General features: G+C 63.6%; 29 protein-coding genes. 13 read left to right on the forward strand and 16 right to left on the reverse strand.

Annotated features, from left to right (window positions below):
- Nucleotides 1–7: 7 nt before the first annotated feature.
- Together rpmF and Q9K02_RS11535 are read right to left on the reverse strand one after the other, a co-directional pair.
- Nucleotides 8–187, reverse strand: coding sequence for a 50S ribosomal protein L32 (gene rpmF, locus Q9K02_RS11530; protein WP_200980932.1), 180 nt, complete (start codon nt 185–187; stop codon nt 8–10).
- A 267-nt stretch (nt 188–454) separates the two neighbouring features.
- Nucleotides 455–1,096, reverse strand: a complete 642-nt coding sequence (locus Q9K02_RS11535) for an MBL fold metallo-hydrolase (protein ID WP_305933021.1) — start codon at nt 1,094–1,096, stop codon at nt 455–457.
- A gap of 119 nt (nt 1,097–1,215) precedes the next feature.
- Between Q9K02_RS11535 and Q9K02_RS11540 the strand changes: the two genes are divergently transcribed.
- Complete coding sequence (locus tag Q9K02_RS11540) at nt 1,216–1,587, forward strand: cytochrome c (RefSeq protein WP_305933022.1); 372 nt, start codon at nt 1,216–1,218, stop codon at nt 1,585–1,587.
- A gap of 16 nt (nt 1,588–1,603) precedes the next feature.
- On the opposite strand, the gene Q9K02_RS11545 is transcribed toward Q9K02_RS11540, so the two are convergent.
- Complete coding sequence (locus Q9K02_RS11545) at nt 1,604–1,948, reverse strand: hypothetical protein (RefSeq protein ID WP_305933023.1); 345 nt, start codon at nt 1,946–1,948, stop codon at nt 1,604–1,606.
- A gap of 96 nt (nt 1,949–2,044) precedes the next feature.
- Entirely contained in the window at nt 2,045–2,731 is a 687-nt protein-coding gene (locus Q9K02_RS11550; protein WP_305933024.1) for a LexA family transcriptional regulator, read from the reverse strand.
- Nucleotides 2,732–2,842: 111 nt separating this feature from the next.
- Here Q9K02_RS11550 and Q9K02_RS11555 point away from each other — a divergent pair, with 111 nt between their 5' ends.
- Both Q9K02_RS11555 and Q9K02_RS11560 read left to right on the forward strand, forming a co-directional pair.
- On the forward strand, nt 2,843–3,055 hold the full coding sequence (locus Q9K02_RS11555) for a hypothetical protein (RefSeq protein WP_305933025.1): 213 nt from the start codon (nt 2,843–2,845) through the stop codon (nt 3,053–3,055).
- Nucleotides 3,045–3,398: a hypothetical protein gene (locus Q9K02_RS11560; RefSeq protein WP_305933026.1), complete on the forward strand. Its 354-nt coding sequence runs from the start codon at nt 3,045–3,047 to the stop codon at nt 3,396–3,398. Before Q9K02_RS11555 ends, Q9K02_RS11560 begins: the two co-directional genes overlap by 11 nt.
- 9 nt (nt 3,399–3,407) lie before the next feature.
- Here the strand turns inward: Q9K02_RS11560 and Q9K02_RS11565 are convergent, their stop codons facing one another.
- Genes Q9K02_RS11565 through Q9K02_RS11605 form a run of 9 tightly spaced genes read right to left on the reverse strand, consistent with a single transcriptional unit; the run spans nt 3,408 to nt 11,412 of the window.
- Nucleotides 3,408–4,346, reverse strand: coding sequence for a D-2-hydroxyacid dehydrogenase (locus Q9K02_RS11565; protein WP_305933027.1), 939 nt, complete (start codon nt 4,344–4,346; stop codon nt 3,408–3,410).
- A 34-nt stretch (nt 4,347–4,380) separates the two neighbouring features.
- Nucleotides 4,381–4,692 carry a DUF559 domain-containing protein gene (locus tag Q9K02_RS11570; RefSeq protein WP_305933028.1) on the reverse strand — a complete coding sequence of 104 codons (312 nt, stop codon included), beginning with the start codon at nt 4,690–4,692 and terminating at the stop codon, nt 4,381–4,383.
- A 2-nt stretch (nt 4,693–4,694) separates the two neighbouring features.
- Nucleotides 4,695–6,188: a cysteine--tRNA ligase gene (cysS, locus tag Q9K02_RS11575; RefSeq protein ID WP_305933029.1), complete on the reverse strand. Its 1,494-nt coding sequence runs from the start codon at nt 6,186–6,188 to the stop codon at nt 4,695–4,697.
- 26 nt (nt 6,189–6,214) lie between these two features.
- The gene (locus Q9K02_RS11580) at nt 6,215–6,889 is read right to left on the reverse strand and encodes a nitroreductase (RefSeq protein ID WP_305933030.1); all 675 of its coding nucleotides are present in this window, start codon (nt 6,887–6,889) and stop codon (nt 6,215–6,217) included.
- A gap of 5 nt (nt 6,890–6,894) precedes the next feature.
- Nucleotides 6,895–7,311, reverse strand: coding sequence for a hypothetical protein (locus Q9K02_RS11585; RefSeq protein ID WP_305933031.1), 417 nt, complete (start codon nt 7,309–7,311; stop codon nt 6,895–6,897).
- Nucleotides 7,312–9,135 carry a cobaltochelatase subunit CobT gene (cobT, locus tag Q9K02_RS11590; protein WP_305933032.1) on the reverse strand — a complete coding sequence of 608 codons (1,824 nt, stop codon included), beginning with the start codon at nt 9,133–9,135 and terminating at the stop codon, nt 7,312–7,314.
- Between the two features lie 9 nt (nt 9,136–9,144).
- Nucleotides 9,145–9,807: a fructose-6-phosphate aldolase gene (fsa, locus tag Q9K02_RS11595; RefSeq protein WP_305933033.1), complete on the reverse strand. Its 663-nt coding sequence runs from the start codon at nt 9,805–9,807 to the stop codon at nt 9,145–9,147.
- Between the two features lie 27 nt (nt 9,808–9,834).
- Entirely contained in the window at nt 9,835–10,653 is an 819-nt protein-coding gene (locus Q9K02_RS11600) for a sugar phosphate isomerase/epimerase family protein (RefSeq protein WP_305933034.1), read from the reverse strand.
- A 57-nt stretch (nt 10,654–10,710) separates the two neighbouring features.
- Nucleotides 10,711–11,412, reverse strand: coding sequence for a DUF4197 domain-containing protein (locus Q9K02_RS11605; protein ID WP_305933035.1), 702 nt, complete (start codon nt 11,410–11,412; stop codon nt 10,711–10,713).
- Nucleotides 11,413–11,476: 64 nt separating this feature from the next.
- Here Q9K02_RS11605 and Q9K02_RS11610 point away from each other — a divergent pair, with 64 nt between their 5' ends.
- From Q9K02_RS11610 to Q9K02_RS11620, 3 genes are all read left to right on the forward strand, one after another.
- Nucleotides 11,477–13,642, forward strand: a complete 2,166-nt coding sequence (locus Q9K02_RS11610; RefSeq protein ID WP_305933036.1) for a primosomal protein N' — start codon at nt 11,477–11,479, stop codon at nt 13,640–13,642.
- A gap of 33 nt (nt 13,643–13,675) precedes the next feature.
- Nucleotides 13,676–15,253 (forward strand): cryptochrome/photolyase family protein, encoded by a 1,578-nt coding sequence (locus Q9K02_RS11615; protein ID WP_305933037.1) that lies wholly within the window; start codon nt 13,676–13,678, stop codon nt 15,251–15,253.
- A 201-nt stretch (nt 15,254–15,454) separates the two neighbouring features.
- Nucleotides 15,455–15,877 (forward strand): hypothetical protein, encoded by a 423-nt coding sequence (locus Q9K02_RS11620; RefSeq protein WP_305933038.1) that lies wholly within the window; start codon nt 15,455–15,457, stop codon nt 15,875–15,877.
- Here Q9K02_RS11620 and Q9K02_RS11625 read toward each other — a convergent pair.
- The gene (locus Q9K02_RS11625; protein WP_305933039.1) at nt 15,813–16,469 is read right to left on the reverse strand and encodes a response regulator transcription factor; all 657 of its coding nucleotides are present in this window, start codon (nt 16,467–16,469) and stop codon (nt 15,813–15,815) included. The genes Q9K02_RS11620 and Q9K02_RS11625 overlap by 65 nt on opposite strands.
- Nucleotides 16,470–16,604: 135 nt before the next feature.
- Between Q9K02_RS11625 and Q9K02_RS11630 the strand changes: the two genes are divergently transcribed.
- Nucleotides 16,605–17,981, forward strand: a complete 1,377-nt coding sequence (locus Q9K02_RS11630) for an NAD-dependent succinate-semialdehyde dehydrogenase (protein ID WP_305933040.1) — start codon at nt 16,605–16,607, stop codon at nt 17,979–17,981.
- 15 nt (nt 17,982–17,996) lie between these two features.
- On the opposite strand, the gene ada is transcribed toward Q9K02_RS11630, so the two are convergent.
- A complete protein-coding gene (ada, locus tag Q9K02_RS11635) occupies nt 17,997–19,037 on the reverse strand; it encodes a bifunctional DNA-binding transcriptional regulator/O6-methylguanine-DNA methyltransferase Ada (RefSeq protein WP_305933041.1) in 1,041 nt (346 codons plus the stop codon).
- 91 nt (nt 19,038–19,128) lie between these two features.
- Here ada and Q9K02_RS11640 point away from each other — a divergent pair, with 91 nt between their 5' ends.
- Complete coding sequence (locus Q9K02_RS11640) at nt 19,129–20,685, forward strand: S1 family peptidase (RefSeq protein WP_305933042.1); 1,557 nt, start codon at nt 19,129–19,131, stop codon at nt 20,683–20,685.
- A gap of 7 nt (nt 20,686–20,692) precedes the next feature.
- On the opposite strand, the gene Q9K02_RS11645 is transcribed toward Q9K02_RS11640, so the two are convergent.
- On the reverse strand, nt 20,693–21,523 hold the full coding sequence (locus Q9K02_RS11645; protein ID WP_305933043.1) for a TauD/TfdA dioxygenase family protein: 831 nt from the start codon (nt 21,521–21,523) through the stop codon (nt 20,693–20,695).
- A 194-nt stretch (nt 21,524–21,717) separates the two neighbouring features.
- On the opposite strand from Q9K02_RS11645, the gene Q9K02_RS11650 reads away from it, so the two are divergent.
- Genes Q9K02_RS11650 through atpD form a run of 5 tightly spaced genes read left to right on the forward strand, consistent with a single transcriptional unit; the run spans nt 21,718 to nt 26,590 of the window.
- Nucleotides 21,718–22,272 (forward strand): F0F1 ATP synthase subunit delta, encoded by a 555-nt coding sequence (locus Q9K02_RS11650; protein WP_278328165.1) that lies wholly within the window; start codon nt 21,718–21,720, stop codon nt 22,270–22,272.
- 12 nt (nt 22,273–22,284) lie between these two features.
- Entirely contained in the window at nt 22,285–23,814 is a 1,530-nt protein-coding gene (atpA, locus tag Q9K02_RS11655) for a F0F1 ATP synthase subunit alpha (protein ID WP_305933044.1), read from the forward strand.
- Nucleotides 23,815–23,836: 22 nt separating this feature from the next.
- Nucleotides 23,837–24,712, forward strand: coding sequence for a F0F1 ATP synthase subunit gamma (locus Q9K02_RS11660; RefSeq protein WP_305933045.1), 876 nt, complete (start codon nt 23,837–23,839; stop codon nt 24,710–24,712).
- Between the two features lie 54 nt (nt 24,713–24,766).
- A complete protein-coding gene (locus tag Q9K02_RS11665; RefSeq protein ID WP_305933046.1) occupies nt 24,767–25,099 on the forward strand; it encodes a hypothetical protein in 333 nt (110 codons plus the stop codon).
- 33 nt (nt 25,100–25,132) lie between these two features.
- Nucleotides 25,133–26,590: a F0F1 ATP synthase subunit beta gene (atpD, locus tag Q9K02_RS11670; RefSeq protein ID WP_305933047.1), complete on the forward strand. Its 1,458-nt coding sequence runs from the start codon at nt 25,133–25,135 to the stop codon at nt 26,588–26,590.
- The last annotated feature ends 2 nt before the right edge of the window (nt 26,591–26,592 follow it).

Below are 26,592 nucleotides of genomic sequence, written 5' to 3' on the forward strand. Positions count from 1 at the left end.
CGTGGTCTTAGAGACCGACGGCGATGATTTCGCGACCGTTGTAGTGGCCGCAATGCGGGCACAGGTTGTGCGGACGCTTCAGTTCGCCGCAGTTCGAGCACTCGTGATGAGCTTCGACCTTGAGCGAATCATGCGCACGGCGGTTGCCGCGGCGGTGGGGCGATACTTTCCTCTTGGGGACGGCCATGGCGGCACCTTTTCCTCAAACAAATTCAATCAATTTCGGTGGCCGCCCTAGGGGAAGGTCCGGCATCGCACAAGTGTGCGTGAACCCGAAACATCCCGACAGGTGCGGTGAAGGCGCGCGCTATAGCGAATTTCATGAGCGATGCAAGCGATGTGGGGTTGGGTTTATGTGCTGCGAGCGGAAAGCGCATCTGCGCTTTCCTTGGCTGTTCCGTCCCACGCCCCCTCCCGAAGCCGAAGGGAAGCGCGCATGCGCTTTCCGCATGCATCAAGAAAGCGCGTAATCGCTTACGAAGGCATTGGTCTTGCGCTCTTGGCCGAAGGTGCTGGTCGGGCCGTGGCCGGGAATGAAGGTCACATCGTCGCCCAGCGGCCAGAGCTTCTGCGTAATCGCGTCGATCAGGTCCTGGTGGTTGCCCATCGGAAAGTCCGTCCGCCCGATGCTACCCTGGAACAGGACGTCGCCGACGACGGCAAACTTGCTCGGTCGATGAAAGAACACGACATGGCCGGGCGTGTGGCCGGGGCAGTGGATGACTTCCAGCGTGAGGTCGCCGACGGTCACCGTGTCGCCGTCCACCAGCCAGCGGTCGGGCTCGAACACCTCGGCGTTCATGCCGTATTTCGCGCCGTCCTCGTCAAGGCGCGCGATCCAGAAGCGATCGGCCTCATGCGGGCCTTCGATCGGCAGGCCGAGTTCCTTCGCCAGCACGCCGGCCTCGCCGCAATGGTCCATATGGCCGTGGGTGATGAGGATTTTCTCGAGCTCGACACCGGAATTGGCGACCGCCGCCTTGAGCTTGTCGAGATCGCCGCCCGGATCGACCAGCGCGCCCTTGTTGGTGGCGGTGCACCAGATCAGCGAGCAGTTCTGCTGGAGCGGCGTCACCGGTACGATGCCGGCTTTCATCGGAGGCTTCGCGGGGGCTTGGGTACTTTGTTCCATGGTTCGAAAATGGTCGGATTGTTGATCGAAAACAAGGTTTGCCCGCGCAATCATGTTATGGTCCGTGGAAAAGGAGCCTAGGCATGAACAGTTCGGGTATGATGATCGTCGCCGTTTTCACACTGGCCGCCTGCGCAGCTTACGACACGCAGCAAGAGACAACCGGCACGCCGGTCGCTGGGGCATCCGCCGAAGTGCCGACTTTCGTCAGCGGTGTCTGCGGCGAATGTCACGCGGTGACGCTCGATGCCATCTCCCCCAACCCGCAAGCGCCGGGATTCGCCGATATTGCGAACAGCCCGGGCGTCACCCGCGAAACTCTCGAGACCTTCCTGTCGGACGCACACAACTATCCGATGCAGATGGATGTCGACCTGGTGGAAGAGGACATCGAACTGATCGCGGATTACCTGATGACGCTGCAATCCGAGGAGTATTCCAAACCGGTGGGATGAGGTCAGGAGCGACCGATCAGTAGCGGCGGAATTCGACGATCCGGCCATCGCTGCGGAACACGCAGTTGAACTGGTCGCGATCGCTACTGCGGACGTCGATTCGCCCGCGTACCCGCACGAGATCACTGCTGGGACGGTCCACATCGTCTATGCGGATGCGGCCATAGCGCGATGCTTCGCGGCCACAGGCGCGCACCGCCGCCTGTTCGAAATCGTCGCCGCCGTCGTAGCCGTAACGGTCATCGTCATAGCGATCGTTGCCGAGAATACCGCCGAGCAGGCCGCCGTTACCGCCGTAGGCGGCACAGCCTCCTAGGGCGAGCGTTCCAGCCATGGCGAGGGGTAAGAGGATCTTTCGCATTCGGGTTCTCCGTCTGGTGTGACCTGCCGCGCCCACCCGACGCAGGAATGACGGAATTACGAGTGCCGTAAGCGTTTGTTCCGAATAGGCTTCCGATTACACCCGCCCGCCCTTCCATACGACGCGGCCGATGACCTCCACCTCGTCGCGCGCGAGTTCGATCGGGGCGTAGGCATCGTTGGCGCTGATCAGCTTGATGCGGCCCGGGGCACTGGCCTGGACCTGTTTGACATGCAGCGCGTCGCCGATGCGGACGACATGCACGCCCTCGCCCGCGCGCTTGTTGCGGTCGACGAAGATCTCGTCCCCGCTGCGCAGGAGCGGTTCCATGCTGTCGCCCTCGACGCGGATCGCGGACAGGTCGGCGCCTTCCAGCCCCATTTCGCGTAACCAGCGGCGGGAGAACTGGAAGAGATCGTAGGAAATTTCCTCTGCCGAGAAAGAGCCGGGTCCAGCAGATGCATCGAGCGGCAAGCGCGGCACTTCGACCCACTCGCCCCGGGCGGCCGTGGGATCACCAACCTGCGCCGCATGGCGAGCGGCTGGCGGGTCGTCGAAATGCCGCGTTTCGATAGCACGCGTAGATATTCCTAGAAACTCCGCAATCTTGCGGACATCCGGCTCGTCCAGATGACGCGGGCTGCCACGAGTCACATATTGCTGGAGATAGGCGGGATTGCGCCCGATCAAGCGTGAAAGCCCGGCCAGGCTTGCCCCCTTATGCAGGGCCATATCCTGCAAACGCCGGCGGGCGCGCTGTTCGTCGCGTGGGATGTTTTCCATGAAATTTCCTATAGCATAGGATTTTTCCTAGACAAGTAGGATTTCGGTTGGAACGTATAGTGAACACGGCGAGCGATTCGCCAGTCAGTTCAGCCAATTGGGAGCTTTCGCATGCTGATCCGATCCATCGAGAAATTCCTGCGCCAGCACGAAATGGCGGCCACGAAGTTCGGCCGCCTCGCCGCGCATGATCCGCGATTCGTGCTCGACCTCAGGTTGGGGCGCGAGCCGCGCGACGGCACCGAACAGCGCATCCGCGGCTTCATGGCCGGCTTCGAAGCCGCGCAAGAGAGCTGTGTGCGGGAGGCAGCCCATGTCGGTTGAAGCGAAACTCAAGCGCCCTTCCCGCACCCGCCGCACGTCCGGCGACCGCTTGTGCGAAGCTCTGATGACGCTGGCCCAGCATCACGCGCAGGTCATAACACATAGCGAAAAGGCTTGGGCCAGCATCACCTTTGCCGGGACGCGGCATTCTCTGGCGCTGGTGTTCGCAGGCGCGGACGCAGTCGAAGCGGGCGAGCATTTCGTGGCCGAGCTCCCCGATCACGAATTCGCCATTCCCGGCCAGCTGGTGGCCGACGCGACCATTGTCGAAGTCGAACACCGCATCGCGCCCGACCCGCGGTTTGTGGTGCAATGCGAGTTGCTGTTGCTGGAGGACGCGTAAACCGCCCGGTTAGTAGCCCGCGTCGAGGTCCATTTGCGGCTGGACCGGCTCGCCCGCTTCCCAGCGCTGCAGGTTCTCGATGAAGCGGTCGGCGCTGCGCTGGAACATCTTCGTTTGCGCGCGGCCCGACAGGTGCATGGTGATCTGTGCGCTCTCCATCTCCCACAACGGATGATCGTCGGGCAGCGGCTCCGGATCGGTGACGTCCAGCAGGGCCGCTTCGATTTTCTGTTCCTTGAGGGCGGCGACCAGCGCGTCCTGATCGACCACATCGCCGCGCGCGATGTTCACCAGCACGGCATTGGGGCGCATGGCGGCGAGCTCGATTTCGCCGATCATGCCTTTCGTTTCCTCGGTCGAGGGAACGGCGAGTACGACCCAGTCGAAGTCGCCCAGCTTCTGGCGCCACTCGCCGGGTCGCAATGCGCCCTCCCCGCCCGAGCGGCGCACCGACACCACGGTCATGTCGAAAGCTTCGAGCCGCGTCTTCACCAGGCTGCCGATCGCGCCCATGCCGAGCAGCAGGACCCGTTCGCCAGCGAGTTCGCGCTTGCCCGGGCTATCCATCAGCCATTCCTTGCGGTCCTGCGCGCGCACCACCTCGCGATAGCCCTTCGCATGGGCGAGCATCAGCATGACGACATATTCGGCGATGGTCAGTGCGTTGATGCCGACGCCGTTGGTCACGACCACGCCGCGTTCCTTGAGCAGGTCCAGCGGCATGAAATCGAGCCCGGCATAGATCGAGTTGAGCCACTTGAGACTGGTCGCCGCCCTGGCGATCTCGATCATCGGCTCCTTCTCATTGAGGTCGAACCAGCCGATCTCGGCTTCGGGCGCGAGGTCCAGCGCCTCTTCCTTGCTGGCAAACCAGTGGGGCTCGACCCATTCGGGCAGGCGCGGTTCGACGAGCGGACGGATCAGGGCGGACAGGACGGCTATGGTCATCGGGCGGTTCTCCTCGGCAGGCCTTCTTGCCGGTTCAGACCGCCCTGGCAAACCGCTCGCGGCGCGGTGCGGCGATGTCGAGGATCGCATCGGCGACTTCGGAGGCGTTCTGCTTCACGTGGCTGGGCGGGACCTGCATGATGTCCACCCTATTCGCCTCCTGCCAGGCATCGCGGGTTTCGTGCTTCGCGGTCTTGAATGGGTCGTCCTCGATCTCGACCGCGAGATGCGCGTCTTCGCAATAGAACGGCAGGGTGAAGCCGTCGCCGGCATAGTCACGGACGAATGTCAGCCCCCGCGGCGCGTCTTTCAGATGTTCCCAGAGAAGCGCGTGCGGGTCTGCCATTCCTACAGTCTCCATTCCCATCCCAGCGGGTCGCCGTCCATGACCTCGACGCCCTTCGCCGCGAGACTGTCGCGGATTGCATCGGAAGTTGCAAAGTCTTTCGCCGCGCGGGCTTCTTTGCGGCGCTGAAGTTCGGCTTCGATCTCGGCCTCGGTGAGCTGTGCGTCCTTCGGGCGGATGCGAAGGTCGGTGCGATCTATTTGGAGCAGGTTCAATCCCAAAACTCGATCCATCGAAAGAACCAGACCAAGGCGTTCGGAAGGATCGACCTTTTTCGAAGCCAAGACCTCTTCGAGCGCTGTCAGCGCCTCTGGCGTGTTAAGATCGTCAGATAGCGATGCTTCAAATCGCTTAAGCAGCGGATGAAGAACCTTTGGCGTGTTCAGAGATTTGGCCCGTCGCTCCTCCATGGGAAGCGCATGCCAACTTTCATCTTCTGCAAGGACGCGCTCTCCCGCCATCACCATCCGCTTTAATCGCGTCAGCGCCGCCTGCAGTCCCTCCCAGCTGAACTCCAGCTCGCTGCGGTAATGCGCCTGCAGACACATCAGGCGGTATGCGAGCGGGTGGTAGCCCTTGTCGACCAGCAGTTGCAGGCGCAGGAATTCGCCCGCGCTTTTGCTCATCTTTCCGCTGCGTTCGACGAGGAAGTTGTTGTGCATCCAGATCCGTGCGCCCGAATTGCGCGCGTCGTCCAACCCGTTCGTGCAGCAATAAGCCTGGTTCTGCGCGATCTCGTTCGGGTGGTGGATCTCGCGGTGGTCGATCCCGCCGGTGTGGATGTCGAAGGGAAAGCCGAGCAGTTTCTCGCCCATGACGGAGCATTCGAGATGCCAGCCGGGAGCGCCTTTGCCCCAAGGCGAATCCCACTCCATTTGCCGCGTTTCGCCTGCGGGCGTCTTGCGCCAGATCGCGAAATCGGCCTGGTTGCGCTTGCCCTCGACCGTGTCGATCCGGCCCTCGGCGTCACCGTCGTTGGCGTCCGTAGCGGCGCGCGCCAGCCGCCCATAATCCGCCACCGTCGAGACATCGAAATAGAGCCCGCTGTCGAGTTCGTAGCAGTGCTTGTCGGCGATCCTCTCGCCCCAGGCGATCATCGCCTCGACATATTCGGTGGCGCGCGGATGCTGCTTGGGCTGGACGTTCAGCCGCGCCAGATCGCGCTCGAAATCCTCTTGGTAGAATTTCGCGATGTCCCACGCGCTCTTGTTCTCGCGCGCGGCCATCTTCTCCATCTTGTCCTCGCCCTCGTCCGCATCGGAGGTGAGGTGACCGACATCGGTGATGTTGATCACATGGGTGAGCTTGTAGCCCTTCCACTGCAGCACGCGCCCCAGCGTGTCGGCGAAGACATAGGCGCGCATGTTGCCGATGTGCTGGTAGTTGTAGACCGTCGGCCCGCAGGAATAGACGCGCGCCTCGCCTTCGTGGATCGGCTGGAATTCTTCCAGCTGGCGGGTCAGCGAATTGAACAGCTTGAGCGGCGTCTCGGTCATGGGCTGCGCATTAGGTCGCGCTTCGCCTACTGCCAACCCTCCCAGCGCACAGCCTCGTCGATGTCGGCGCGCTTCACTTCGAACTGGTTCACGGCTGCATCCTCGTCGCGGTAGCCGATGGCGACGCCGCAGAAGAAGATGTGGTCCTCGGGAATGTCGACCATCTCGCGGATTTGCGGGGAATAGACCGCCCAGGCTTCCTGGAAGCAGGTGTCGAGGCCCTCTTCGCGGCACAGCAGGCCGATGGTCTGGAGCCACATGCCGATATCGCTCCACTGCGGCGGGCCCATGTATTTGGGCGTGTGGACCAGCATCAGCACCGGCGCACCGAAGGCGCGGAAGTTGTTGGCGAACCACATCAGGCGCTTGCCCTTGTCCTCGCGGGAGATTTCGAGCGCACCATACATGTCCTCGCCCACCCCGCGGCGGCGCTGTTCATAGGCCCCATCGAGTTCGGGTGGATAGACGTGATACTCGGGCGCATGCGCCGCGCGGCCCTTGGGAAACTCCTCGGCAATCCGGTCGAACAGCTTCTGCATCGGCTCGCCGGTGAGGACGATGCCGTGCCACGGCTGGGTATTCCCGCCGGAGGGAGAACGCTGCGCCTTCTCTAGGATGCGGGTGAGCATCTCACGCTCGACCGGCTGATCGGTGAACGCACGGACGGACCGGCGGGTCTGGACGGCTTCGGATACCTTCATCGTAATTACTTCAAAATCCTCATTTCAATAGTGGGAAGATCATCTGCATCACATATCACTTCCACACACTGATCGAGTCCTGCAATTAGCCAGTGCTTTTGAGGTCCAGTCAGGCCAGCAACACTGTTAGCAGACAACCATTCGAGATAGGGGCTTTGTTCAATTGTGTAGACAGTAGCGACCTCAATCTCTTCCGCTTTACGCACGGTCCAATAATCGAGCATGTCGCCCTCGTCTTGCGAGCGAAAACTCGTAGGCAGATCGAAAGAGATCGTCACCGACCGAGTGTGATCCTGCATCTGGATCCGCAGGGATCGACCATCCCAAACAACAGCTTCAATCTCGTATAACCTCCACGCGCCCTTTGCTCGAGGAGGCTGGGCATCGGCTAATGAAAACCCAGAAAGTCCAGATTTTTCCAATCACTCCACCTCGAACAAATCGGCCAGCTGTTCGATGATCGTCCCGCCCAGCTGCTCGACATCCATGATCGTGACCGAGCGCCGATAGTACCGTGTCACGTCGTGTCCGATCCCGATCGCCGCCAGTTGCACCGGCGATTGCTTCTCGATCCAGTCGATCACCTTGCGCAAATGGCTTTCGAGATAGCCTGCCTGGTTGACGCTCAGCGTGCTGTCGTCGACCGGGGCGCCGTCGGAAATCACCATCAGAATGCGGCGATCTTCGGGGCGGCGGAGCAGGCGGTCGTGGGCCCAGAGCAGCGCCTCGCCGTCGATGTTTTCCTTCAGCAGCCCTTCGCGCATCATCAGGCCGAGGTTGCGGCGCGCGCGGCGCCAGGGCTCGTCGGCCTGCTTGTAGAGGATGTGGCGCAGATCGTTGAGGCGACCGGGATTGGCTGGGCGGCCATCGGCGAGCCACGCCTCGCGTGATTGCCCGCCCTTCCATGCGCGGGTGGTGAAGCCGAGGATTTCGGTCTTCACGCCGCATCGCTCCAGCGTGCGCGCAAGGATATCGGCGCTGATCGCGGCGATGCTGATCGGGCGGCCACGCATCGAGCCCGAGTTGTCGATCAGCAGGGTGACGACCGTGTCCTTGAACTCGGTATCGCGCTCGATCTTGTAGGACAGCGCATGGCCGGGGCTGACGACTACGCGGGTCAGCCGCGCGGCATCGAGCATGCCCTCTTCCTGGTCGAAGTCCCAGCTGCGGTTCTGCTGCGCCATCAGGCGGCGCTGGAGGCGGTTGGCGAGCCGGGTGACGACGCCCTGAAGGCCCGCCAGCTGGCTGTCGAGATATTGCCGCAGCCGGTCCAGTTCCTCGTTGTCGCACAGCTCGGGTGCCTCGACGACCTCGTCGAATGTGTCGGTATAGGGCTTGTAGTCGAAGCCTTCGGGTATCTCGGTCCACGGGCGGTTCGGGCGGACGGGCTGCATGCCCTCGCCCTCCTCGTCCGAGGGATCGCCGTCGGACATTTCCTGCTCGCCTTCGACCTCCTGGTCGGCGTCGCCTTCCGCCTCGCCGTCGGTCACGTCCGAGCGCATGTCGCTGGCCTGCGGTTCGGCGCCGCCCTCGTCTTCCTCGTCGGTATCCTCGTCCTGCTCGGGGCTTTCGCCATCGTCCTCGTCGCCATCTTCGGCATCGGTGGCATCGGGCGTGTCGGGCAGCGTCAGGTCGAGATGCCGCAGCATGTCGAGCGTCAGGTCCTGGAAGGCAGTCTGGTCGTCCAGCACGCCTGCCAGATCGTCCATGTCGGTGCCGATCTTGGCGAGGATATCCTCGCGCACCATCTCCACCGCGCCCTGCGCCCGTTCGGGGATCGCCTCGCCCGTCAGCGCCTCGCGCAGCATGAGCGAGAGCGCGGTCGGCAGCGGGACCTCGTTCGCCTCGTCGGCGCGGACGATGGGGTCGGCATTGGTGCGCATCTCGACTGCCGAGCCGAGATTGTCGCGAATGCCGGCATAGCGCGTGGTGCCGATCGCCTCGTAGCGGACCTGCTCGATGGCATCGTAACAGGCGCGGGCGATCGGCTCGGAGGGAGCGCCCTTGGTGTGCAGCGCCTCGTTGTGATGGCGCAGCTTGAGCGCGAAGCTGTCCGCGAAGCCACGCGCCTCGGTCGCCTGCTCGCGTGGGAGCGTGCGGCCCGGCAGCGGAACGCGGAAGTTCTTGCCCGCCTGTGCGGGGGCGTCCGCGCTCCACGCGACTTCGACTTCCGGCTCGTTCGCCAGCGCACGGCTGGCACCGGTCAGCGCCTGCTTGAAACGATCGAGGGGGGTCTGGTCTGCCACGCGGCCTATTTAGGACGTCGGGATGGTCTGGCCAGTCTTTTCCCAGTCCTTCGTGAAGCCTTCGATGCCCTTGTCGGTCAGGACGTGCTTGAACAGCCCCTTGATGACGGCGGGCGGCATCGTCGCGACATCGGCGCCGATGCGCGCGCTTTCCAGCACATGGACCGGATTGCGGATGCTGGCGACGAGGATTTCGGTCGTGAAGCCGGGATAGTTGTCGTAGATCGTGCGGATGTCGCGGATCAGCGCCATGCCGTCGAAGCCGTTGTCGTCATGCCGACCGACGAAGGGCGAGACGAAGGTTGCGCCGGCCTTGGCCGCGAGCAACGCCTGGTTGGCCGAGAAGCACAGCGTGACGTTCACCATCGTGCCGTCGCCGGTCAGCTTCTTGCAGGTCTTCAGCCCGTCGATCGTCAGCGGCACCTTGATGCAGACATTGTCCGCGATGCGGCGCAGCGTTTCGGCCTCTTTCATCATCGTCTCGTGATCGAGCGCGACGACTTCGGCACTGACCGGGCCATCGACGAGGTCGCAGATTTCCCTGGTCACTTCCATGAAATCGCGGCCCGACTTGGCGATCAGCGAGGGGTTGGTGGTCACCCCGTCGAGCAGGCCGGTGTCGGCCATTTCCTTGATGTCGGCGATGTCGGCGGTGTCGACGAAGAATTTCATTGCTGCGCGCTCCGGAAAGGCGGTGGATTATTCGCCTTGCTGCAAGGGCATTGCGCGCAGCGAGTCAAGGCTCGTCGCGAGGCTCGCCCACGGATCGGGCGCATCGTCGCGCTCGACGAGGAAATGGCGCACGCCTTGCGTCCGCGCCTGCGCGATGATCGCCTGTATCGGCAGCGTGCCCTCGCCGACATCGGCCATGCTGCCGTCAGCTGCCATATCCTTGAGGTGGAGATGGGTTACGCGGTCGGCGTTGGCCTTGAGAAAGGCGAGCGGATCGACGCCGGCCGTGGCCAGCCAGTAGGTGTCCAGTTCGAAGCCGATGTCGCTATCCAGCCCTTCGAACAGCAGGTCGATCGGGCGGATGCCATTGGTCTCCGCGAATTCGAAATCATGCGCGTGATAGGCGAGCGACAGGCCCTCGGCCTTGGCCAGCGTATTGATCGCACTAAGCCTCGCAGTCCATTCGCGCCACTGGTCTAGCGTGCGGCGCTCTTCCTCGGGCAGCCATGCGAGCAACAGGGTGTCGGCACACAACGCCTTCGCCTCGGCGATCGCGGCGGCGGGATCGGCCTTGAGCTGTCGCCAGTCGGCATGCGCGGCGGCGACCTCCAACCCCATCCCGCGCGCATAGCGACATAGCAGCGCCGGATCGGCGCCATGGGTCCCCGCAAACTCGATCTCGTCATAGCCGAGCCGCGCCACGTCGAGGATCGCGGCGAACGGATTGCGCTGCATGGACTCGCGCACGGTGTAGAGCTGGACGCCGAAGCTTGCGGGCTCCGGCGCAACTTGCGGCGTCGCGCAACCGGCAAGCAGGCCTGCCGCCATCACAAAAGCAAATCTCATCCGGCATTCATGGCAGAGCGCACGCCGCAGAGCCAGCGCGCCTAGGCCGCCAGCAGGTCAGTACCCCGCCTGGCCGCCTGCCCCGAACACGCCGATGATCAGCGGGTCGCGCGTCGCGCCGGGATCGCGGCGGATGGCGGCTTCCTCGTTGCCGATTTCACGCCAGATGGTGTTGTCGATATTGTCGGCAAAGCGCGTGGTCGCGCCGGACAGGTCGACGCCGGTGAGGCCGTTGATGAGTTCGCCGACCAGCGGATCGCTGGCGACGCGCATCGCGGTGCCGAGTTCGGGCACCATCGCCTCGATCAGCGTGCGGCCCATCGACTGGCGCAGGAAGCCGGTCGCCGCGGTCGGTCCGCCACGCACGAGATCGATCGCGTTCTGGATGCCGATGGTGCGCACGGCATCGGTTACCAGCGGCGCGGCACGCTCTGCTCCTTCATAGGCGATGTCGCCGAAAGCATTCTGGAGACGATTCTTGAACAGCGTGGAGGTCAGGATACGGCTGAGCACATCGCCGCGCGTGCCGAGCAGATTGTTCAGGCCAAGCTGCGCCACCTGCTCGTCCCAGAAACCGTTCGACTGGAGCATGCGCCCGAAGGCCCGCTCGCTCGACAGGAACAGGATGCGCTGCACGGCATCCACCAGGCCGAAGCCGCCGAGGCTGGTGCAGGCGGGCAGCGCCAGTGCCGCCCCGCCGAGCGACAGCCCGCCGAGAAAGGCGCGGCGTCCGGTAGGTCTCACAAGAATATCGGTCATATTTTCAGTCCTCATGTTTCCCACCCTTGTTTCGCCCCTGTCGCGCCGCCCATATGACGGCGCCATGAACCGTGTCCGCTGCCTCGTCCTCAACGCCGCCCTGGGTCCGCTGGACTACAAGGTGCCCGAGGGGCTGAAGGTCGAAGCCGGGTCGGTCGTCGAATGCCCGCTGGGCCCGCGCACGATCATCGGCATCGTCTGGGAGGCTGAACGGCTTCCCGGCAGCGAGGTTCCGGCGGAGAAGTTGCGGAATTTGCGTGGAGTTTTGCCGGTGCCGCCGTTGTCGGCCCCGCTCAGGCGGCTGATCGAATGGACGGCGGACTATTACGTCGCTTCCCTGTCGAGCGTGGCGCGCATGGCATTGTCCTCCGGCGGAGCGCTCAAAGGCCCGGCGACGATGACCGAATATCGGCTGACCGGCGGCATGCCGGAGCGGATGACGCCCCAGCGGCAGGCGGCGATGGAGGCGCTGGAGGGTGAGCAGGCGAACATCCGCGAATTGTCCGGGATTGCGGGTGTCAGCGAAGGCGTGCTGCGCGGGCTGGTCAATCAAGGCGTGCTCGAACCGGTCGAGGTCGATTGCGACCGGCCCTATCCCGATGCGCGGCCCGACTTCGCCCATGTCGAGCTGAGCGCCGAACAGGCCGAGGCATCCGGCGTGTTTGCAGAGGCGGTTCGCAAGGCCGAATTCGCCCCCTTCCTGCTCGATGGAGTGACCGGGTCGGGCAAGACCGAAACCTATTTCGAGCCTGTCGCCGAGGCGCTGCGGATGGGCCGGCAGGTGCTCGTGCTGCTGCCAGAAATCGCGCTGACCGAAAACTTTCTCCACCGCTTCGAGGAGCGGTTCGGGGCAGCCCCAGTGCTATGGCACTCCTCGCTCAAATCGACCGAGCGGCGGCGCGCCTATCGCGCGGTGGCGCAGGGCGCGGCGCAGGTCGTGGTCGGCGCGCGCTCGGCTCTGTTCCTGCCCTTCGCGAAACTCGGCCTGATCGTGGTCGACGAGGCGCATGAGATCAGTTTCAAGCAGGAGGACGGCGTGCGCTACAATGCGCGCGACGTCGCCGTGATGCGCGCACATTTCGAGAAGGTGCCGGTGGTCCTCGCCAGCGCCACGCCCGCGCTCGAAAGCCTGCAGATGGCCGAGAGCGGGATCTACGCCAAGATCGACCTGCCGAGCCGCTTCGGCGGGGCCGAATTGCCGAGCATCGACACGATCGACCTGACCGAAGAGAAACCGCCGACCGGCATGTGGCTCGCCCAGCGGCTGATCGACGGAATCGAGGACCGGCTGGCCAAGGGCGAACAGTCGCTGCTGTTCCTCAACCGCCGCGGCTATGCGCCGCTGACGCTCTGCCGTAATTGCGGCTTCCGCTACCAATGCCCCAATTGCAGCGCCTGGCTGGTCGAGCACCGCTTCAGCCGCCGCCTTGCCTGCCATCATTGCGGCCACGAGACGCCCAGCCCGCAGGCCTGCACCGAATGCGGCGAACCCGATTGCCTCGTCGCCTGCGGCCCGGGCGTGGAGCGGATCGCCGACGAGGTGGCCGAACGTCTGCCCGAAGCGCGGGTGTTCGTGGCGACGTCGGACACGCTCAATTCCCCCGGCAAGGCCGCGGAATTCATCGCCGCGGTCGAGGCGCGTGAGGTGGACGTGATCGTCGGCACGCAATTGGTAACCAAGGGGTTCCATTTCCCCGAGCTCACGCTTGTGGGCGTGGTCGATGCCGATCTCGGCCTCGAGGGCGGCGACCTGCGTGCGGGAGAGCGGACTTACCAGCAGGTCGCGCAGGTGGCGGGGCGCGCCGGGCGCGGGACCAAGCCGGGCGAGGTCCTGATCCAGACCCGCCATCCCGAAGCCAGCGTCATCGCCGCGTTGGCAGAGGGCGACCGCGATGCCTTCTACGAAGCGGAAACCGAAGCACGACGCCATGCCGGTGCTCCGCCCTTCGGCCGCTGGGCGGCAATCATCATCTCCAGCGAAGACGACGCCGAAGCGCGCGAGGCCGCCAACCGCCTCGGCGCATTCCGCCCGCAGGTGGAGGATTGCATGATCCTTGGCCCGGCCCCCGCGCCCATGGCCCTGCTCCGCAATCGCTACCGCTATCGCTTCCTCATCAACGCGCGCCGAAGCGTTCAATTGCAGGAAGTGATCCGCGGCTGGCTGCGGCAGGTCGACCACCCGCCTGGCGTGCGCGTGGCAGTGGATATCGATCCCTACAGTTTCGTTTGAGGCACCGGCGGCCAGATTGCGCGTTCACCCGCCATGGCAGACACCTCCGAAGGCCCCGTCCTCGTCCCCATCCTCGGCGACCAGCTGACCCGCGACCTCGCCTCGATCAGGGGCCGGGCGAAGGACGATACCGTCATCCTGATGATGGAGGTTTGGGACGAGGCGACTTACGTCAAGCATCACAAGCAAAAGATCGTTCTGATCTTTTCCGCCATGCGGCACTTCGCCGAGGAATTGCGCGATGCCGGTTGGACGGTCGACTATGTTAAACTCGATTCCGAGGACAATGCGGGTAGCTTCACCGGCGAAGTCGCGCGCGCTGTCGAGGAGCATTCTCCGCGCGCCATCAATGTGGTCGAACCCGGCGAATGGCGCGTGCGCGAGGCGATGGACCAGTGGGCCGACAAGTTCCCCTGCGAGGTCGAGATCCTGCGCGACGACCGCTTCATCTCCACCCAGGCCGAATTCGACGACTGGGCCGAGGACCGCAAGGAAATGCGGATGGAGTATTTCTACCGCGAGATGCGCCGCAAGACGGGGTTGCTGATGGATGGCGACAAGCCCGAAGGCGGGGAGTGGAATTACGACAGCGAGAATCGCAAGCCGCCCAAGGACGGCATGACGTCGCCCGAGCGCCCCAATTTCGAACCCGACGACATCACGCAGGAAGTAATCGAACTGGTCGAGGACCGCTTCGGCGACCACTTCGGCAGCCTCGAAAAATTCCGCTGGCCAGTGACACGCGACGAGGCGGAAGAAGCCGCCGACGCCTTCTTCGCCGAGCGGATCGAGCACTTCGGCCCCTATCAGGACGCGATGGTCTGCGGGGAGGACGACCTCTACCACTCGATGCTCTCGACCAGCATTAATCTCGGCCTGCTCGATCCGCTGGAACTCTGCCGGCGTGCGGAGCAAAGCTACAAGGACGGCAAGGCCCCGATCAATTCGGTCGAGGGATTCATCCGCCAGATCATCGGCTGGCGCGAATATGTCCGCCGGTTCTACTGGCACCAGATGCCGCATCTGCAGGAAGCCAACGCGCTCAACGCCCAGCGCGGCCTGCCGGAATTCTACTGGACCGGCGAGACCGATATGCGCTGCCTCGCCGATTCCATCCGATCGACGAGCGACAATGCCCATGCGCATCATATCCAGCGGCTGATGGTGCTCGGCAATTTCGCGCTGCTTGCGGGCATATCCCCGCGCGAGGTGCAGGACTGGTACCTCGTCGTCTATGCCGACGCCTATGAATGGGTCGAACTGCCCAACGTGGCGGCGATGATCCTCTATGCCGATGGCGGCAAGCTGGCGAGCAAGCCCTATGCCGCGAGCGGAAATTACATCAACAAGATGAGCAACTACTGCAAGGGCTGCACCTATTCCCCCAGCAAGAAGACCGGCGAGGGCGCCTGTCCCTTCAATTCGCTCTACTGGCACTTCATGAACCGCCACCGCGAACGACTCAAAAGCAATCACCGGATCGGTCGGATCTACTCGACCTGGGACCGGATGGGGGACGAAAAGCAACAGGAATATCTCGACAGCGCAGAGGCGTTTCTCGACACGCTCGAACCGGCAGATCCGAAATGGGCCCGCATGCAACAGAGTTGAGAGCAGCCTGCATTGCGTTTCACATTGGCACACCGGGTGAAACACGCATCGGAATGCGCGGGGTATCCGGACTAGTCCAGCCACCGCCTATCCGGGAAGCCCTACCCAAACCACCGGAATACCGATAAGAGTGACATTGTGAGTGATGCGGGATCTATCACACCGCTTTCGCCGGACGACTGGTTCGAGCGTATCAGGCTGGTGCAGGCGCGACTGGAGACGGGCGCGATCGACGATGAATCTGCGTTGCGCCATGTGTTTCACCTGCTCCAGATCGTGCCGGGTGCCCTAGCCGAGGTCCTTACAGTCGATGTGGGCGAGGACGTATTTGAAGAATGGCTGGATAGCGGCGCCCATATGGACGCAGCACACGCCCTTGTTGCCGATCATTTCCCGTTGAAGCTTTCCGAACCGAACGGGCATGCAATTGTGACTATCGAAGCGCCCTGGTTCGATGCGTCCGGCAAGGCATCGAACGACACCTCAGCGAAATCGATTTTGATCGCTTGGCTCAATTGCCTGATCGACCTGCAGAGCAAGGCGACCCACGAGTTCCTGATCAATCCCGATCCAGTCCTGCGTGGACCCCGATCCGAACAGCATCGGCCGTCGACGCGGCATTGATCTTTTCGAACGCGTTGGAGCGGTGAATTTCCACCGTGCGATGGCTGATGCTCAGTTCTTGCGCGATCGCCTTGTTGCCGAGTCCCCGCGTGATCAGGGCAAGCGTCTCTCTCTCGCGTTTCGACAGGAGGTCGATCTTGGCGCGGGCATCTTTGCGAATGCCCTCTTCTCGTGCGCGGATATTCTCGCGTGCGGTCACGTCGGCGATCAGCTGATCGACTTTTTCCCCGTCGATCGGCCAGCGAAGATAGTCGAGGGCACCGGCCACCATCGCCTTGACGACGCGTTCGAGGTCGGGATCGTCGGAATACATTACGACTGGCAGACCACTGTCGCAGACGGAGGCGCCGGGAGACGAATCCGCCGCTGAGTGTTCCGTCGAATTGTCATAAGCAAACACATAACCAAATTCGGGACCGAACCGAAGAAATTCTTCCGGACTTTCGAAAACTTCAGCGTGATGCCCCAATTCGAAAAAGCGTCGTGCAAGCTTGCCTCGCCGACCGATATCAGGGTCAATTACATGCGCTTTCATGACGGCCCCGTTCTGCTGCGCTTTTGCACGTGCCTCTAAAGAACTTCGCGTTTTCATCTACTCCGCAAAACTACGTAGTCCCGTGGGCGATCGCCAACCGGGAGCGCAGCGATTTGTCGTTCGATCCGGAACGCTTCGCTTGCTGCGCCGCTTGATGAATACAACTCAATCATTTCACGAAAGCGCGCATTTATGCCCATCACCACCGTCAATCCCGCGAACGGCGAAGACATCGAAACCTATCAGAAGCTTTCGAAGGACGAAGCCTTTGCCAAGGTCGAAGCCTGCCATCAGGCCTTCACCGAATGGAAGATGAAAAGCCTCCAGGATCGTGCCGCAGTCATCAAATCCATCGGCAAGGCCCTGCGCGATCGCAAGGAAGACCTGGCGCAACTGATGACGCGCGAAGTCGGCAAGCTGATCGGCGACAGCCGCGACGAGGTAGAATTGTGTGCAGGCATCTGCGACTACACCGCCTCCACCGGGCCGAAGGAACTCGCCGACGAACAGCGCGATCCCAGCAATGCTGCGCGCGGAATCGTGACGTATTCGCCGATCGGCGTGGTATATGGCATCCAGCCCTGGAATTTCCCCGCCTATCAGGTGATCCGCTATGCCATCGCCAGCCTCATGGCCGGCAACGGCGTGCTGCTGAAGCACTCCTCGCTATGTACGGGAAGCGGCCTGATGATCGAGAAGATCTTCCATGACGCAGGCCTGCCCGAGAACCTGTTCACCGTGCTGGTGATCGACCATGATACGTCGGACGAAATCATCGGGCACGACAAGGTCCGCGGCGTCACGCTCACCGGATCGGACGGCGCAGGCCGCCACGTCGGCGAGAAGGCCGGCAAGGCGATCAAGAAGACCGTCCTCGAGCTCGGCTCGAACGACGCTTACATGGTGCTGGAAGACGCCGATCTCGACAAGGCTGCCGAGGTCTGCGCGCAGGCCCGACTCTACAACAACGGCCAGACCTGCATCAACGGCAAGCGCTTCATCGTGACCGACAAGGTCTACGACGCATTCCTAGAGAAGTTCGTGGCGCATTTCGAGGGCGTGAAGCTGGGAGATCCGACCGACGAGAACAGCGACATGGGCCCCATGTCCTCCGCCGACCTGCGCGACGACCTGCAGGATCAGGTGGACGAGTCGGTCAAGAACGGCGCCAAGATCGCCTGCGGCGGTAGCGTGCCCGACAAAAAGGGTGCGTGGTATCCGGCAACCGTCCTCACCGATGTAGCGCCCGGGCAGCCAGCATATGACGATGAACTGTTCGGCCCCGTAGCCAGCGTCATCCGCGCCAAGGATGACGAGGACGCCATGCGCCTCGCCAACGATAGCCGCTATGGCCTGGGCGGCGGCATCCTGTGCGGCGACACGGAACGCGCGATCGAGTTGGCCTCGAAGCATTTCGACACCGGCATGGTCTACATCAACACCTACGGCGTGGCCGATCCGTCGATGCCTTTCGGCGGCGTGAAGAACTCCGGATACGGCAAGGAGCACGGCGGCTTCGGCGTCAAGGAGTTCGTCAATGCAAAGGCGATCTTCGTAGGCGCTGAGTAAAGGGCGCAGCGATGGTTATCCTTCTCGCTCTCTTCGCAAAAGCTCGGCCTTGATTTCCGGCCCGTAGGCGTAGCCGCCCAATGAGCCGTCAGCCTGCACCACGCGGTGGCAGGGGATAAGGACGGCAATGTTGTTCGCGCCGTTGGCTCCGCCGACGGCGCGACTGGCATTCGGGTTGCCTAGCTCGGCTGCCAACTCGCCATAGCTGCGGGTTTCGCCAGGCGGGATCTTGCGGAGCGCCTTCCACACCTTTTCCTGGAAAGCGGTGCCTTTCACATCGAGCGGAATATTCGAGCTGTCCGCGCCGGGCGTTTCGACCGCTGCAACGACTCGCCCGAGAAGCATTTCGAAGTCTGCGCCGCCTTGCACCAGTTCCGCCCTGGGAAAACGGGCGCGGAGGTCTGCTTCGCCTTCGCCGAACGACAGGCAGCAGACGCCCTTGTCGGTCGCGGCAACAAGCATCGTGCCGAGGCTGGTGTCGACCACCGACCAGTGGATCGTGCGACCCCTGCCTCCGTCGCGCCAGTCGCTTGCCGTCATGCCCAACCGTCCCTTCGTCTGCTCGTAGAATCGCGAGGCCGAGCCATAACCGGCCTCGTAAATCGCACCCGTGACGCTCTTGCTTTCGCCCAGTGCATCGCGAACGCGCTCTTCACGCAAGGCACGCGCATAGGCTGCGGGCGACAGGCCGGTGGCCCGCTTGAACACCCGCTGGAAATGTGCCGGAGAATAGCCGACGATCGCACCCAATTCCTCCAGCGTCGGCACTTCCTCCGCGCTGCGAATCTCGTCGATTGCCGCCAGCACTGCCGCCTCGTCGCGCGCGACATCGTCAGGAAGGCAGCGCTTGCAGGCGCGCAGGCCCGCCGCCCGTGCGTCAATTCCGCTGGCGAAGAAACGCACGTTGTCGCGCAGCGGATGGCGCGCCGCGCAGGACGGGCGACAATAGATGCCCGTGCTGAGCACACCCGTGACGAAGCGCCCGTCGAAAGCGCGGTCGCGCCGCTTCACTGCGGCCCAGGCTTCATCGTCACCGATCATAGCATCGTCCTCCATAGCCGATTTCACTGCCTGGCTAGAGCAGCTTGCGAAGAGCTGCATCCCGCACCTTGCGATCAAAGCCAATGCCCGCCAAAAGCGCCAGCCGATGGGACGCATTCTCGCATATCTCGCAGTGGTCACGGCGCTGGTCACGGCACTGTTCGCGCCGCTGGTCGCGCATGCCGATGCCGCCGACATCGATGCGGCGGCGCGCGGCGTGGTGCGCGTCATCATCATCGGCGAGGATGGCGACGGAGAACTCTATCCGATCAGCCATGGAACCGGCTTTGCGGTCTCGGGCGACACGGTCGTCACCAATGCCCATGTCGTGCGCGATGCGGTGCGCGATTCGGGGCTGCAAATCGGCATCGTGCCGAACGGCGGCGGCGAGGCGACCTATGGCCGGCTCATCGCGGCCTCGCCCCAGAACGATCTCGCGCTCATCCGCATCACCGGCGGAAACCTGCGTCTGCCTCCGCTGGCGCTAGCCGGCGGCGCGCCGCCCGACAGCGGCGAGGTGACCAGCGTCGGCTATCCGATGAATGTCGACCGCGCACAGGGGCTGGAGATTGGCGATATCTTCCGCAGCCAGCCGCCGGTGAAGAGCCGCGGCTTTATCTCCGGGCAGCGTCCCAGCCGCCAGTTCGACACGATCCTCCACACCGCACCCATTGCTCGGGGTAATTCGGGCGGGCCCCTGCTCGACACCTGCGGCCGCGTGCTCGGTGTGAACAGTTTCGGGGCCGACAACGAGGGCGGCGATGCGGAGTTCTTCTTCGCCGTATCCATGCGCGAATTGCTGCCGTTCCTGCGCGCCAACGACGTGACGCCGCGTGTCAACGAACGGCCTTGCCGCTCGATGGCCGATCTCGATGCGGCCGAACGCGAGCGGATCGAGCGCGAACAGCAGGCCGCACGACAGGACCTCGCCCAGCGCGCCGAAGCCAGCCGCGCCAAGCGCGAGCGCGCGCAGTTGGAGGCCGAACAGGCCGTAATGACCGAGCGCGAAGACCGCGTCTTCCTCGCCTTCGTGCTGCTACTGGTGGCGTTTGCGCTGGGCCAATGGGCTATTGCGATCTACAATTCGGAAGAGCGCGACGAAACCCGCATGCGCATCGTCGCGGTCGCTGCTGCTGTCGCGGTTCTGGCCGCGATCGCTGCCTATCTCACCCGTCCGGGCCTGGACGAGATCGACCGCCGAGTCGCCGCAGCCATGCAGGAAGATAGTGAACCCGGCTCTTCCGAAGAGCCGGTTACCGGCGACCTCGCCCTGCAATGCACGCTTCTGCCCGAACGCAGCCGCATCACCAGCGCCGAGGCGCAGGACCTCAGCTTCGACTGGGCCGAGGGCGGCTGCGTCAACGAGCGCACGCAATACGGCTTCTTCGGCGGCACCTGGAGCCGGGTCTTCGTGCCCAATTCCGAGGATGCGGTCTCGGTCAACAGTTTCGACCCCGACCGCCGCATCTATCGCGTCGAACGCTACCTCCTGCCGCGCAGCGCGATGGCCGAAGCCCGCGAAGCGCGCGGCAAGTACAAGGCCCCCGTCTGCGGCGCAGAGAATGCTGCGAGCCAGCTTGGCGACTTGCAGACCGAAGTGCTCGGCCAGCTCCCGCGGCAGGCGAACGAACGGCTGGTCTACGAGTGCAGCGAGCGGCGATAGCGCGCGTTTATGCCGCCAGCGCTTCCCCGCTCAGCGTGATGCGATGCATCTCGCGGGCGTGGCCCTGGTAGTCGTTAAGCGCATTGTGCCAGGTGGTGCGGTTGTCCCAGATCGCCACTGCGCCCGGCTCCCACTCTACGCGGCAGGTGTTGTCCGCCGCCAGCGCCTCGGCATAAAGGCGAGTAAGCAGCGGCAGGCTCTCCTCGCGGGTCTTTCCCACTATGTTCACCGTGAAGGCGCGGTTGACGTAGAGCAGCTTGCGGCCCGTGACGGGGTGGCGGATCACCACCGGATGCGTCGCGCCGGTTTTCAGATCGTGTCCGCGCAGCTCTCGGCCCATATCGGTCTTCGCATAAAGCCCGTCGGCCTTGTATATATGGTCGGCAGTGTGGAACGCCTCCAGCCCCTCGATCTCCTGCTTGAGATCGTCCGGCAACGCGTCGTAAGCCGCACCCATGTGCGCGAACAGCGTGTCGCCGCCGCTGGGCGGCAAGGTGCGCGCAACAAGGATCGAGCCCATCGCGGGCACCTGATCATAGGAATGATCGGTGTGCCAGTCGCCGCCGATATTGGTCTGCTGATCGGCAGCCTTGCGGACCACGGCGATCTCGGGATGCTCGTCGGTCAGCGGAAAGTAGTTGTTGATGTCGATCCCGCCCCAGCGCTTGGCGAAAGCGATATGCGCTTCGGGCGTGAAATCGTCCTGCCCGCGAAACAGCGCGACGCCGTGCTCGTAGATCGCCATGCGGATCGGATCGAGCGTGTCGCCGTCCGCCTCGCTCAACCGGACACCTGTGATCTCCACCCCGCACTTCGGAGCCAGCGGCACCATCTCCATCGCATCTCTCCCAACTCTCCTCGCGCATTCTACGCCGCTCGCACAAGGAGTCCAGAATCCGGGCCGGAGTCGGCTTGCCTTTGGAAAGGGCCTTTGCTAGGCGCGCGCCGACCCTGCCGGGGCGATGTGTTCCGTCGCCTGCAACCGGTCGGGACGCACAAAGTTTTCTCCGGACCCAAGAGGACCTCAAGCGCGTGGATATTTCCGCCGGTATTCAGGCTAGCCTGGCAGGCCGTTACGCCTCGGCCCTGTTCGATCTCGCAAGCGAGGCCGGCACGGTCACCGCAGTCGAATCGGACCTCGAAAAGCTCGAAGCCGGGCTGCACGAATCGCCCGAGCTCGCCGCCCTCACGACCAATCCCAAGATCTCGCGCGCAGCCGCCGAAAAGGCGCTGTGGGGCGTTTCCGCGATCATGGGTCTCTCAGAGCTCACCCAGAACTTTCTCGGCGTGCTGGCGCAGAACCGCCGGCTGTCGCAGTTGCCGCAGGTCATCCGCGCCTTCCGCGCCATCGCCGCCGCTCAACGCGGCGAGGTGACCGCCGAAGTCACCAGCGCCCATGCGCTGACCGACGCGCAGCTGGCCGACCTCAAGACCAAGCTGACGGCCCGCGAAGGCCGCACGGTCAAGCTTTCCACGAAGGTCGATCCCGAGCTGCTCGGCGGCCTCGTCGTCACCATCGGATCGAAGCGCATCGACGGCTCGATCCGCACCCGTCTCAATTCGCTATCCCAGGCCATGAAGGCTTAAAGGACTTTACTCATGGATATCCGCGCCGCAGAAATCTCCAAGGTCATCAAGGACCAGATCGCCAATTTCGGAACCGAAGCCGAAGTCAGCGAAGTCGGTTCCGTGCTGTCGGTGGGTGACGGTATTGCCCGCATCCACGGCCTCGACAACGTGCAGGCCGGCGAAATGATCGAATTCGCCAACGGCGTTCAGGGCATGGCGCTGAACCTCGAAGCCGACAATGTCGGTGCGGTGATCTTCGGTGCCGACACGGACATCGCCGAGGGCGACAGTGTGAAGCGCACCGGCACCATCGTGGATGTCCCCGTCGGCAAGGGCCTGCTCGGCCGCGTGGTCGACGCTCTCGGCAACCCGATCGACGGCAAGGGCCCGATCGAATCGACCGAGCGCCGCCGCGTCGAAGTAAAGGCGCCGGGTATCATCCCGCGTGAATCGGTTTCCGAACCCGTGCAGTCGGGCCTCAAGGCCATCGACGCGCTCGTTCCGGTCGGCCGCGGCCAGCGCGAACTGATCATCGGCGACCGCCAGACCGGCAAGTCCGCCGTCGCGATCGACACCTTCATCAACCAGAAGGAAGCCAACGCGGGCGACGACGAGAGCAAGAAGCTCTACTGCGTCTATGTCGCCGTCGGCCAGAAGCGCTCGACCGTGGCCCAGATCGTCAAGAGCCTCGAAGAAAACGGCGCGATGGAATATTCCATCGTCGTCGCCGCGACCGCCTCGGAGCCCGCTCCGCTGCAGTATCTCGCGCCCTACACCGGCTGCGCGATGGGCGAGTTCTTCCGCGACAACGGCATGCACGCCGTCATCTGCTACGACGACCTCTCCAAGCAGGCCGTCGCCTATCGCCAGATGTCGCTGCTGCTGCGTCGTCCTCCGGGCCGCGAAGCCTATCCGGGCGACGTATTCTATCTTCACAGCCGCCTGCTCGAGCGTGCGGCAAAGATGAACAAGTCGGAAGGCGGCGGTTCGCTGACCGCGCTGCCGATCATCGAAACGCAGGCGGGCGACGTGTCGGCCTACATCCCGACCAACGTGATTTCGATCACCGACGGCCAGATCTTCCTCGAAACCGACCTCTTCTACCAGGGCGTGCGCCCGGCGATTAACGTCGGTCTCTCGGTTTCGCGTGTGGGCGGTGCCGCCCAGACCAAGGCGATGAAGAAGGTTTCCGGCTCGATGAAGCTCGACCTTGCGCAGTATCGCGAAATGGCCGCCTTCGCGCAGTTCGGCTCGGACCTCGACGCCGCGACGCAGAAGCTGCTCAACCGCGGTGCGCGCCTGACAGAGCTGCTCAAGCAGCCGCAGTTCTCGCCGATGCCGTTCGAAGAGCAGACCGTATCGATCTTCGCCGGCACCAACGGCTACCTCGACGATGTCGCGGTGGACCGCGTGACGGACTACGAAGCGCAGATGCTGAGCTACATGCGCAGCGAACACGCCGACGTGCTGGAAACCATCCGCACCACCGGCAAGTTCGAAGACGATACCAGGGACAAGGTCGTCAGCGCGCTCAAGACCTTCGCCAAGCAGTTCGCCTAAGAGCCGTAACTAGGGAGCCGTCATGGCCTCGCTGAAAGAACTCAAGGGCCGGATCAACTCGGTCAAATCGACCCAGAAGATCACCAAGGCCAAGCAGATGGTCGCGGCGGCCAAGCTGCGCCGTGCGCAGGCGGCTGCCGAAGCCGCGCGCCCCTATGCCGAGCGGCTGTCGGGCGTAATGGCCAGCCTCGCCGGCAAGGTGAGCGGTGACAGCGCGCCCAAGCTGCTCAAGGGCACCGGTTCGGACAAGCGCCACCTGCTGGTGGTCGTCAACACCGACAAGGGCCTGTGCGGCGGCCTCAATGCGAATATCGTCAAGGCCGCCAAGGCCAAGGCGCGCGAGTTGATCGCAGAGGGCAAGGACGTGTCCTTCTACCTCGTGGGCAAGAAGGGCCGCGCACCGATCAAGCGCGACTATGCCAACCGGATCGAAAAGCATTTCGACACCTCTGAAGTCCGTACGCCCGGCTTCGAAGAGGCCGAAGCGATTGCCGACGATCTGATCGAGCGGTTCGAAAAGGGCGAATTCGACGTCGCACATCTCGTCTACCCGATCTTCAAGTCGGCCCTCGCGCAGGACCCGACCGTCGACCAGCTGATTCCCGTTCCCTCGCCCGAAGGCGATGCGGGCACTGGCGGCGACGCCGTGGTTGAATACGAACCGGGCGAGGAGGAAATCCTCGAAGAACTACTGCCGCGTTATGTCAAGACGCAACTGTTCGGTTCGCTGCTGGAGCGCGAGGCCTCCGAACAGGGTGCCTCGATGACCGCGATGGACAACGCAACGCGCAATGCGGGCGACCTGATCCAGAAGCTCACCATCCAGTACAACCGCAGCCGCCAGGCCGCGATCACTACCGAACTGATCGAAATCATCGCCGGCGCCGAAGCGCTGTAAGAATTGGAGAGGATGCCGGAGAGACGTCCAAGAACGCCGACCGGAGCCAGATTTATGACCAAACCCGTTTTCACCCTCGTCGCCGTCGCTTTGCTTGCTGCATGCAGCGAAGAGCCCGCGCCCGCTCCGGTCGAAACAGCGACGCCTGAGCCGATCGAGACGCTCACTCCGCCCGACCAGGCCTATTTCACTGCAAAATACGCCGAGCAGTGCCCCGAAGAAGAGGCCGTCAATACCGCCGTCTGCCGCCGCGCCGGCATGGGCTCGCCCGACGTCGTCTGCGAATTCGGTCTCGGCGAGGACGAATATCTGCGTAACGAGGCAACCCTTACCGCCGGCGACGGCGACTGGGTTTTTGCCGATCCGGAAAATGTTTGCGTCGGCTAAGGCGCGAGAAACCCACTAGTCAGGACATAGATCATGGCCACCGCACCCGTACTTAACCAGAGCCCCAACGGCACTATCAGCCAGGTCATCGGCGCCGTCGTCGACGTGCAGTTCGAAGGCGAATTGCCCGCGATCCTCACCGCGCTCGAAACGAAGAACGGCGACAACACGCTGGTCCTCGAAGTCGCGCAGCACCTTGGCGAAAACACCGTCCGCACCATCGCGATGGACGGCACGGACGGCCTCGTGCGCGGCCAGGAAGTCGTCAACACCGGCGCGCAGATCTCGGTCCCGGTCGGCCCCAAGACGCTCGGCCGCATCATGAACGTCGTCGGCGCGCCGATCGACGAACGCGGCCCGATCGGTGCGGACAGCACCAGCCCCATCCACGCGGAAGCCCCGCTGTTCGTCGACCAGTCGACCGAAGCGGCCATCCTCGTGACCGGCATCAAGGTCATCGACCTCCTCGCCCCTTACGCGAAGGGCGGCAAGATCGGCTTGTTCGGTGGCGCAGGCGTCGGCAAGACCGTGCTGATCCAGGAGCTCATCAACAACATCGCGAAGGGCCACGGTGGTGTGTCCGTCTTTGCCGGTGTCGGTGAGCGTACTCGCGAAGGTAACGACCTCTACCACGAATTCCTCGACGCCGGCGTTATCGCCAAGAACGACAATGGCGAGGCTATCAGCGAAGGTTCGAAGGTTGCTCTCGTCTTCGGCCAGATGAACGAGCCTCCGGGTGCGCGCGCCCGCGTCGCCCTGTCGGGCCTGACCATGGCAGAATATTTCCGCGACGTCGAAGGCCAGGACGTGCTGTTCTTCGTCGACAACATCTTCCGCTTCACGCAGGCGGGTTCGGAAGTGTCTGCCCTGCTCGGCCGTATTCCTTCGGCCGTTGGCTACCAGCCGACCCTGTCGACCGACATGGGTAATTTGCAGGAACGCATCACCTCGACCACCAAGGGTTCGATTACCTCGGTCCAGGCCATCTATGTTCCTGCCGACGACCTTACCGACCCGGCCCCGGCAACTTCGTTCGCCCACTTGGACGCGACGACCACGCTGAGCCGCGCGATCTCTGAGCTGGGCATCTACCCGGCCGTCGACCCGCTCGATTCGACCAGCCGCGTGCTCGAACCGCGCGTCGTCGGCGAAGAGCATTACCAGACCGCTCGCCGCGTTCAGGAAACGCTGCAGAAGTACAAGAGCCTGCAGGACATCATCGCCATTCTCGGCATGGACGAACTGTCGGAAGAAGATAAGCTGACCGTGGCCCGCGCCCGCAAGATCCAGCGCTTCCTCAGCCAGCCGTTCCACGTCGCCGAAGTCTTCACCAACATCCCGGGCGTGTTCGTCCAGCTCGAAGACACGGTCGCCAGCTTCAAGGCTGTCGTCGACGGCGAATACGACCACCTGCCGGAAAGCGCCTTCTACATGGTCGGCGGCATCGACCAGGCGGTCGAGAAGGCCAAGAAGATGGCGGAAGAAGACTGAGC

This window comes from Qipengyuania profundimaris (genome assembly GCF_030717945.1).
Classification (GTDB): Bacteria; Pseudomonadota; Alphaproteobacteria; order Sphingomonadales; family Sphingomonadaceae; genus Qipengyuania; species Qipengyuania profundimaris.

Excerpts from the sequence above, each read along its gene's own strand:
- rpmF (WP_200980932.1), bottom strand. The coding sequence starts at position 187 with ATGGCCGTCCCCAAGAGGAAAGTATCGCCCCACCGCCGCGGCAACCGC.
- Q9K02_RS11535 (WP_305933021.1), bottom strand. The coding sequence starts at position 1,096 with ATGAAAGCCGGCATCGTACCGGTGACGCCGCTCCAGCAGAACTGCTCG.
- Q9K02_RS11540 (WP_305933022.1), top strand. The coding sequence starts at position 1,216 with ATGAACAGTTCGGGTATGATGATCGTCGCCGTTTTCACACTGGCCGCC.
- Q9K02_RS11545 (WP_305933023.1), bottom strand. The coding sequence starts at position 1,948 with ATGCGAAAGATCCTCTTACCCCTCGCCATGGCTGGAACGCTCGCCCTA.
- Q9K02_RS11550 (WP_305933024.1), bottom strand. The coding sequence starts at position 2,731 with ATGGAAAACATCCCACGCGACGAACAGCGCGCCCGCCGGCGTTTGCAG.
- Q9K02_RS11555 (WP_305933025.1), top strand. The coding sequence starts at position 2,843 with ATGCTGATCCGATCCATCGAGAAATTCCTGCGCCAGCACGAAATGGCG.
- Q9K02_RS11560 (WP_305933026.1), top strand. The coding sequence starts at position 3,045 with ATGTCGGTTGAAGCGAAACTCAAGCGCCCTTCCCGCACCCGCCGCACG.
- Q9K02_RS11565 (WP_305933027.1), bottom strand. The coding sequence starts at position 4,346 with ATGACCATAGCCGTCCTGTCCGCCCTGATCCGTCCGCTCGTCGAACCG.
- Q9K02_RS11570 (WP_305933028.1), bottom strand. The coding sequence starts at position 4,692 with ATGGCAGACCCGCACGCGCTTCTCTGGGAACATCTGAAAGACGCGCCG.
- cysS (WP_305933029.1), bottom strand. The coding sequence starts at position 6,188 with ATGACCGAGACGCCGCTCAAGCTGTTCAATTCGCTGACCCGCCAGCTG.
- Q9K02_RS11580 (WP_305933030.1), bottom strand. The coding sequence starts at position 6,889 with ATGAAGGTATCCGAAGCCGTCCAGACCCGCCGGTCCGTCCGTGCGTTC.
- fsa (WP_305933033.1), bottom strand. The coding sequence starts at position 9,807 with ATGAAATTCTTCGTCGACACCGCCGACATCGCCGACATCAAGGAAATG.
- Q9K02_RS11600 (WP_305933034.1), bottom strand. The coding sequence starts at position 10,653 with ATGAGATTTGCTTTTGTGATGGCGGCAGGCCTGCTTGCCGGTTGCGCG.
- Q9K02_RS11605 (WP_305933035.1), bottom strand. The coding sequence starts at position 11,412 with ATGACCGATATTCTTGTGAGACCTACCGGACGCCGCGCCTTTCTCGGC.
- Q9K02_RS11610 (WP_305933036.1), top strand. The coding sequence starts at position 11,477 with ATGAACCGTGTCCGCTGCCTCGTCCTCAACGCCGCCCTGGGTCCGCTG.
- Q9K02_RS11615 (WP_305933037.1), top strand. The coding sequence starts at position 13,676 with ATGGCAGACACCTCCGAAGGCCCCGTCCTCGTCCCCATCCTCGGCGAC.
- Q9K02_RS11625 (WP_305933039.1), bottom strand. The coding sequence starts at position 16,469 with ATGAAAACGCGAAGTTCTTTAGAGGCACGTGCAAAAGCGCAGCAGAAC.
- Q9K02_RS11630 (WP_305933040.1), top strand. The coding sequence starts at position 16,605 with ATGCCCATCACCACCGTCAATCCCGCGAACGGCGAAGACATCGAAACC.
- ada (WP_305933041.1), bottom strand. The coding sequence starts at position 19,037 with ATGGAGGACGATGCTATGATCGGTGACGATGAAGCCTGGGCCGCAGTG.
- Q9K02_RS11640 (WP_305933042.1), top strand. The coding sequence starts at position 19,129 with ATGGGACGCATTCTCGCATATCTCGCAGTGGTCACGGCGCTGGTCACG.
- Q9K02_RS11645 (WP_305933043.1), bottom strand. The coding sequence starts at position 21,523 with ATGGAGATGGTGCCGCTGGCTCCGAAGTGCGGGGTGGAGATCACAGGT.
- atpA (WP_305933044.1), top strand. The coding sequence starts at position 22,285 with ATGGATATCCGCGCCGCAGAAATCTCCAAGGTCATCAAGGACCAGATC.
- Q9K02_RS11660 (WP_305933045.1), top strand. The coding sequence starts at position 23,837 with ATGGCCTCGCTGAAAGAACTCAAGGGCCGGATCAACTCGGTCAAATCG.
- Q9K02_RS11665 (WP_305933046.1), top strand. The coding sequence starts at position 24,767 with ATGACCAAACCCGTTTTCACCCTCGTCGCCGTCGCTTTGCTTGCTGCA.
- atpD (WP_305933047.1), top strand. The coding sequence starts at position 25,133 with ATGGCCACCGCACCCGTACTTAACCAGAGCCCCAACGGCACTATCAGC.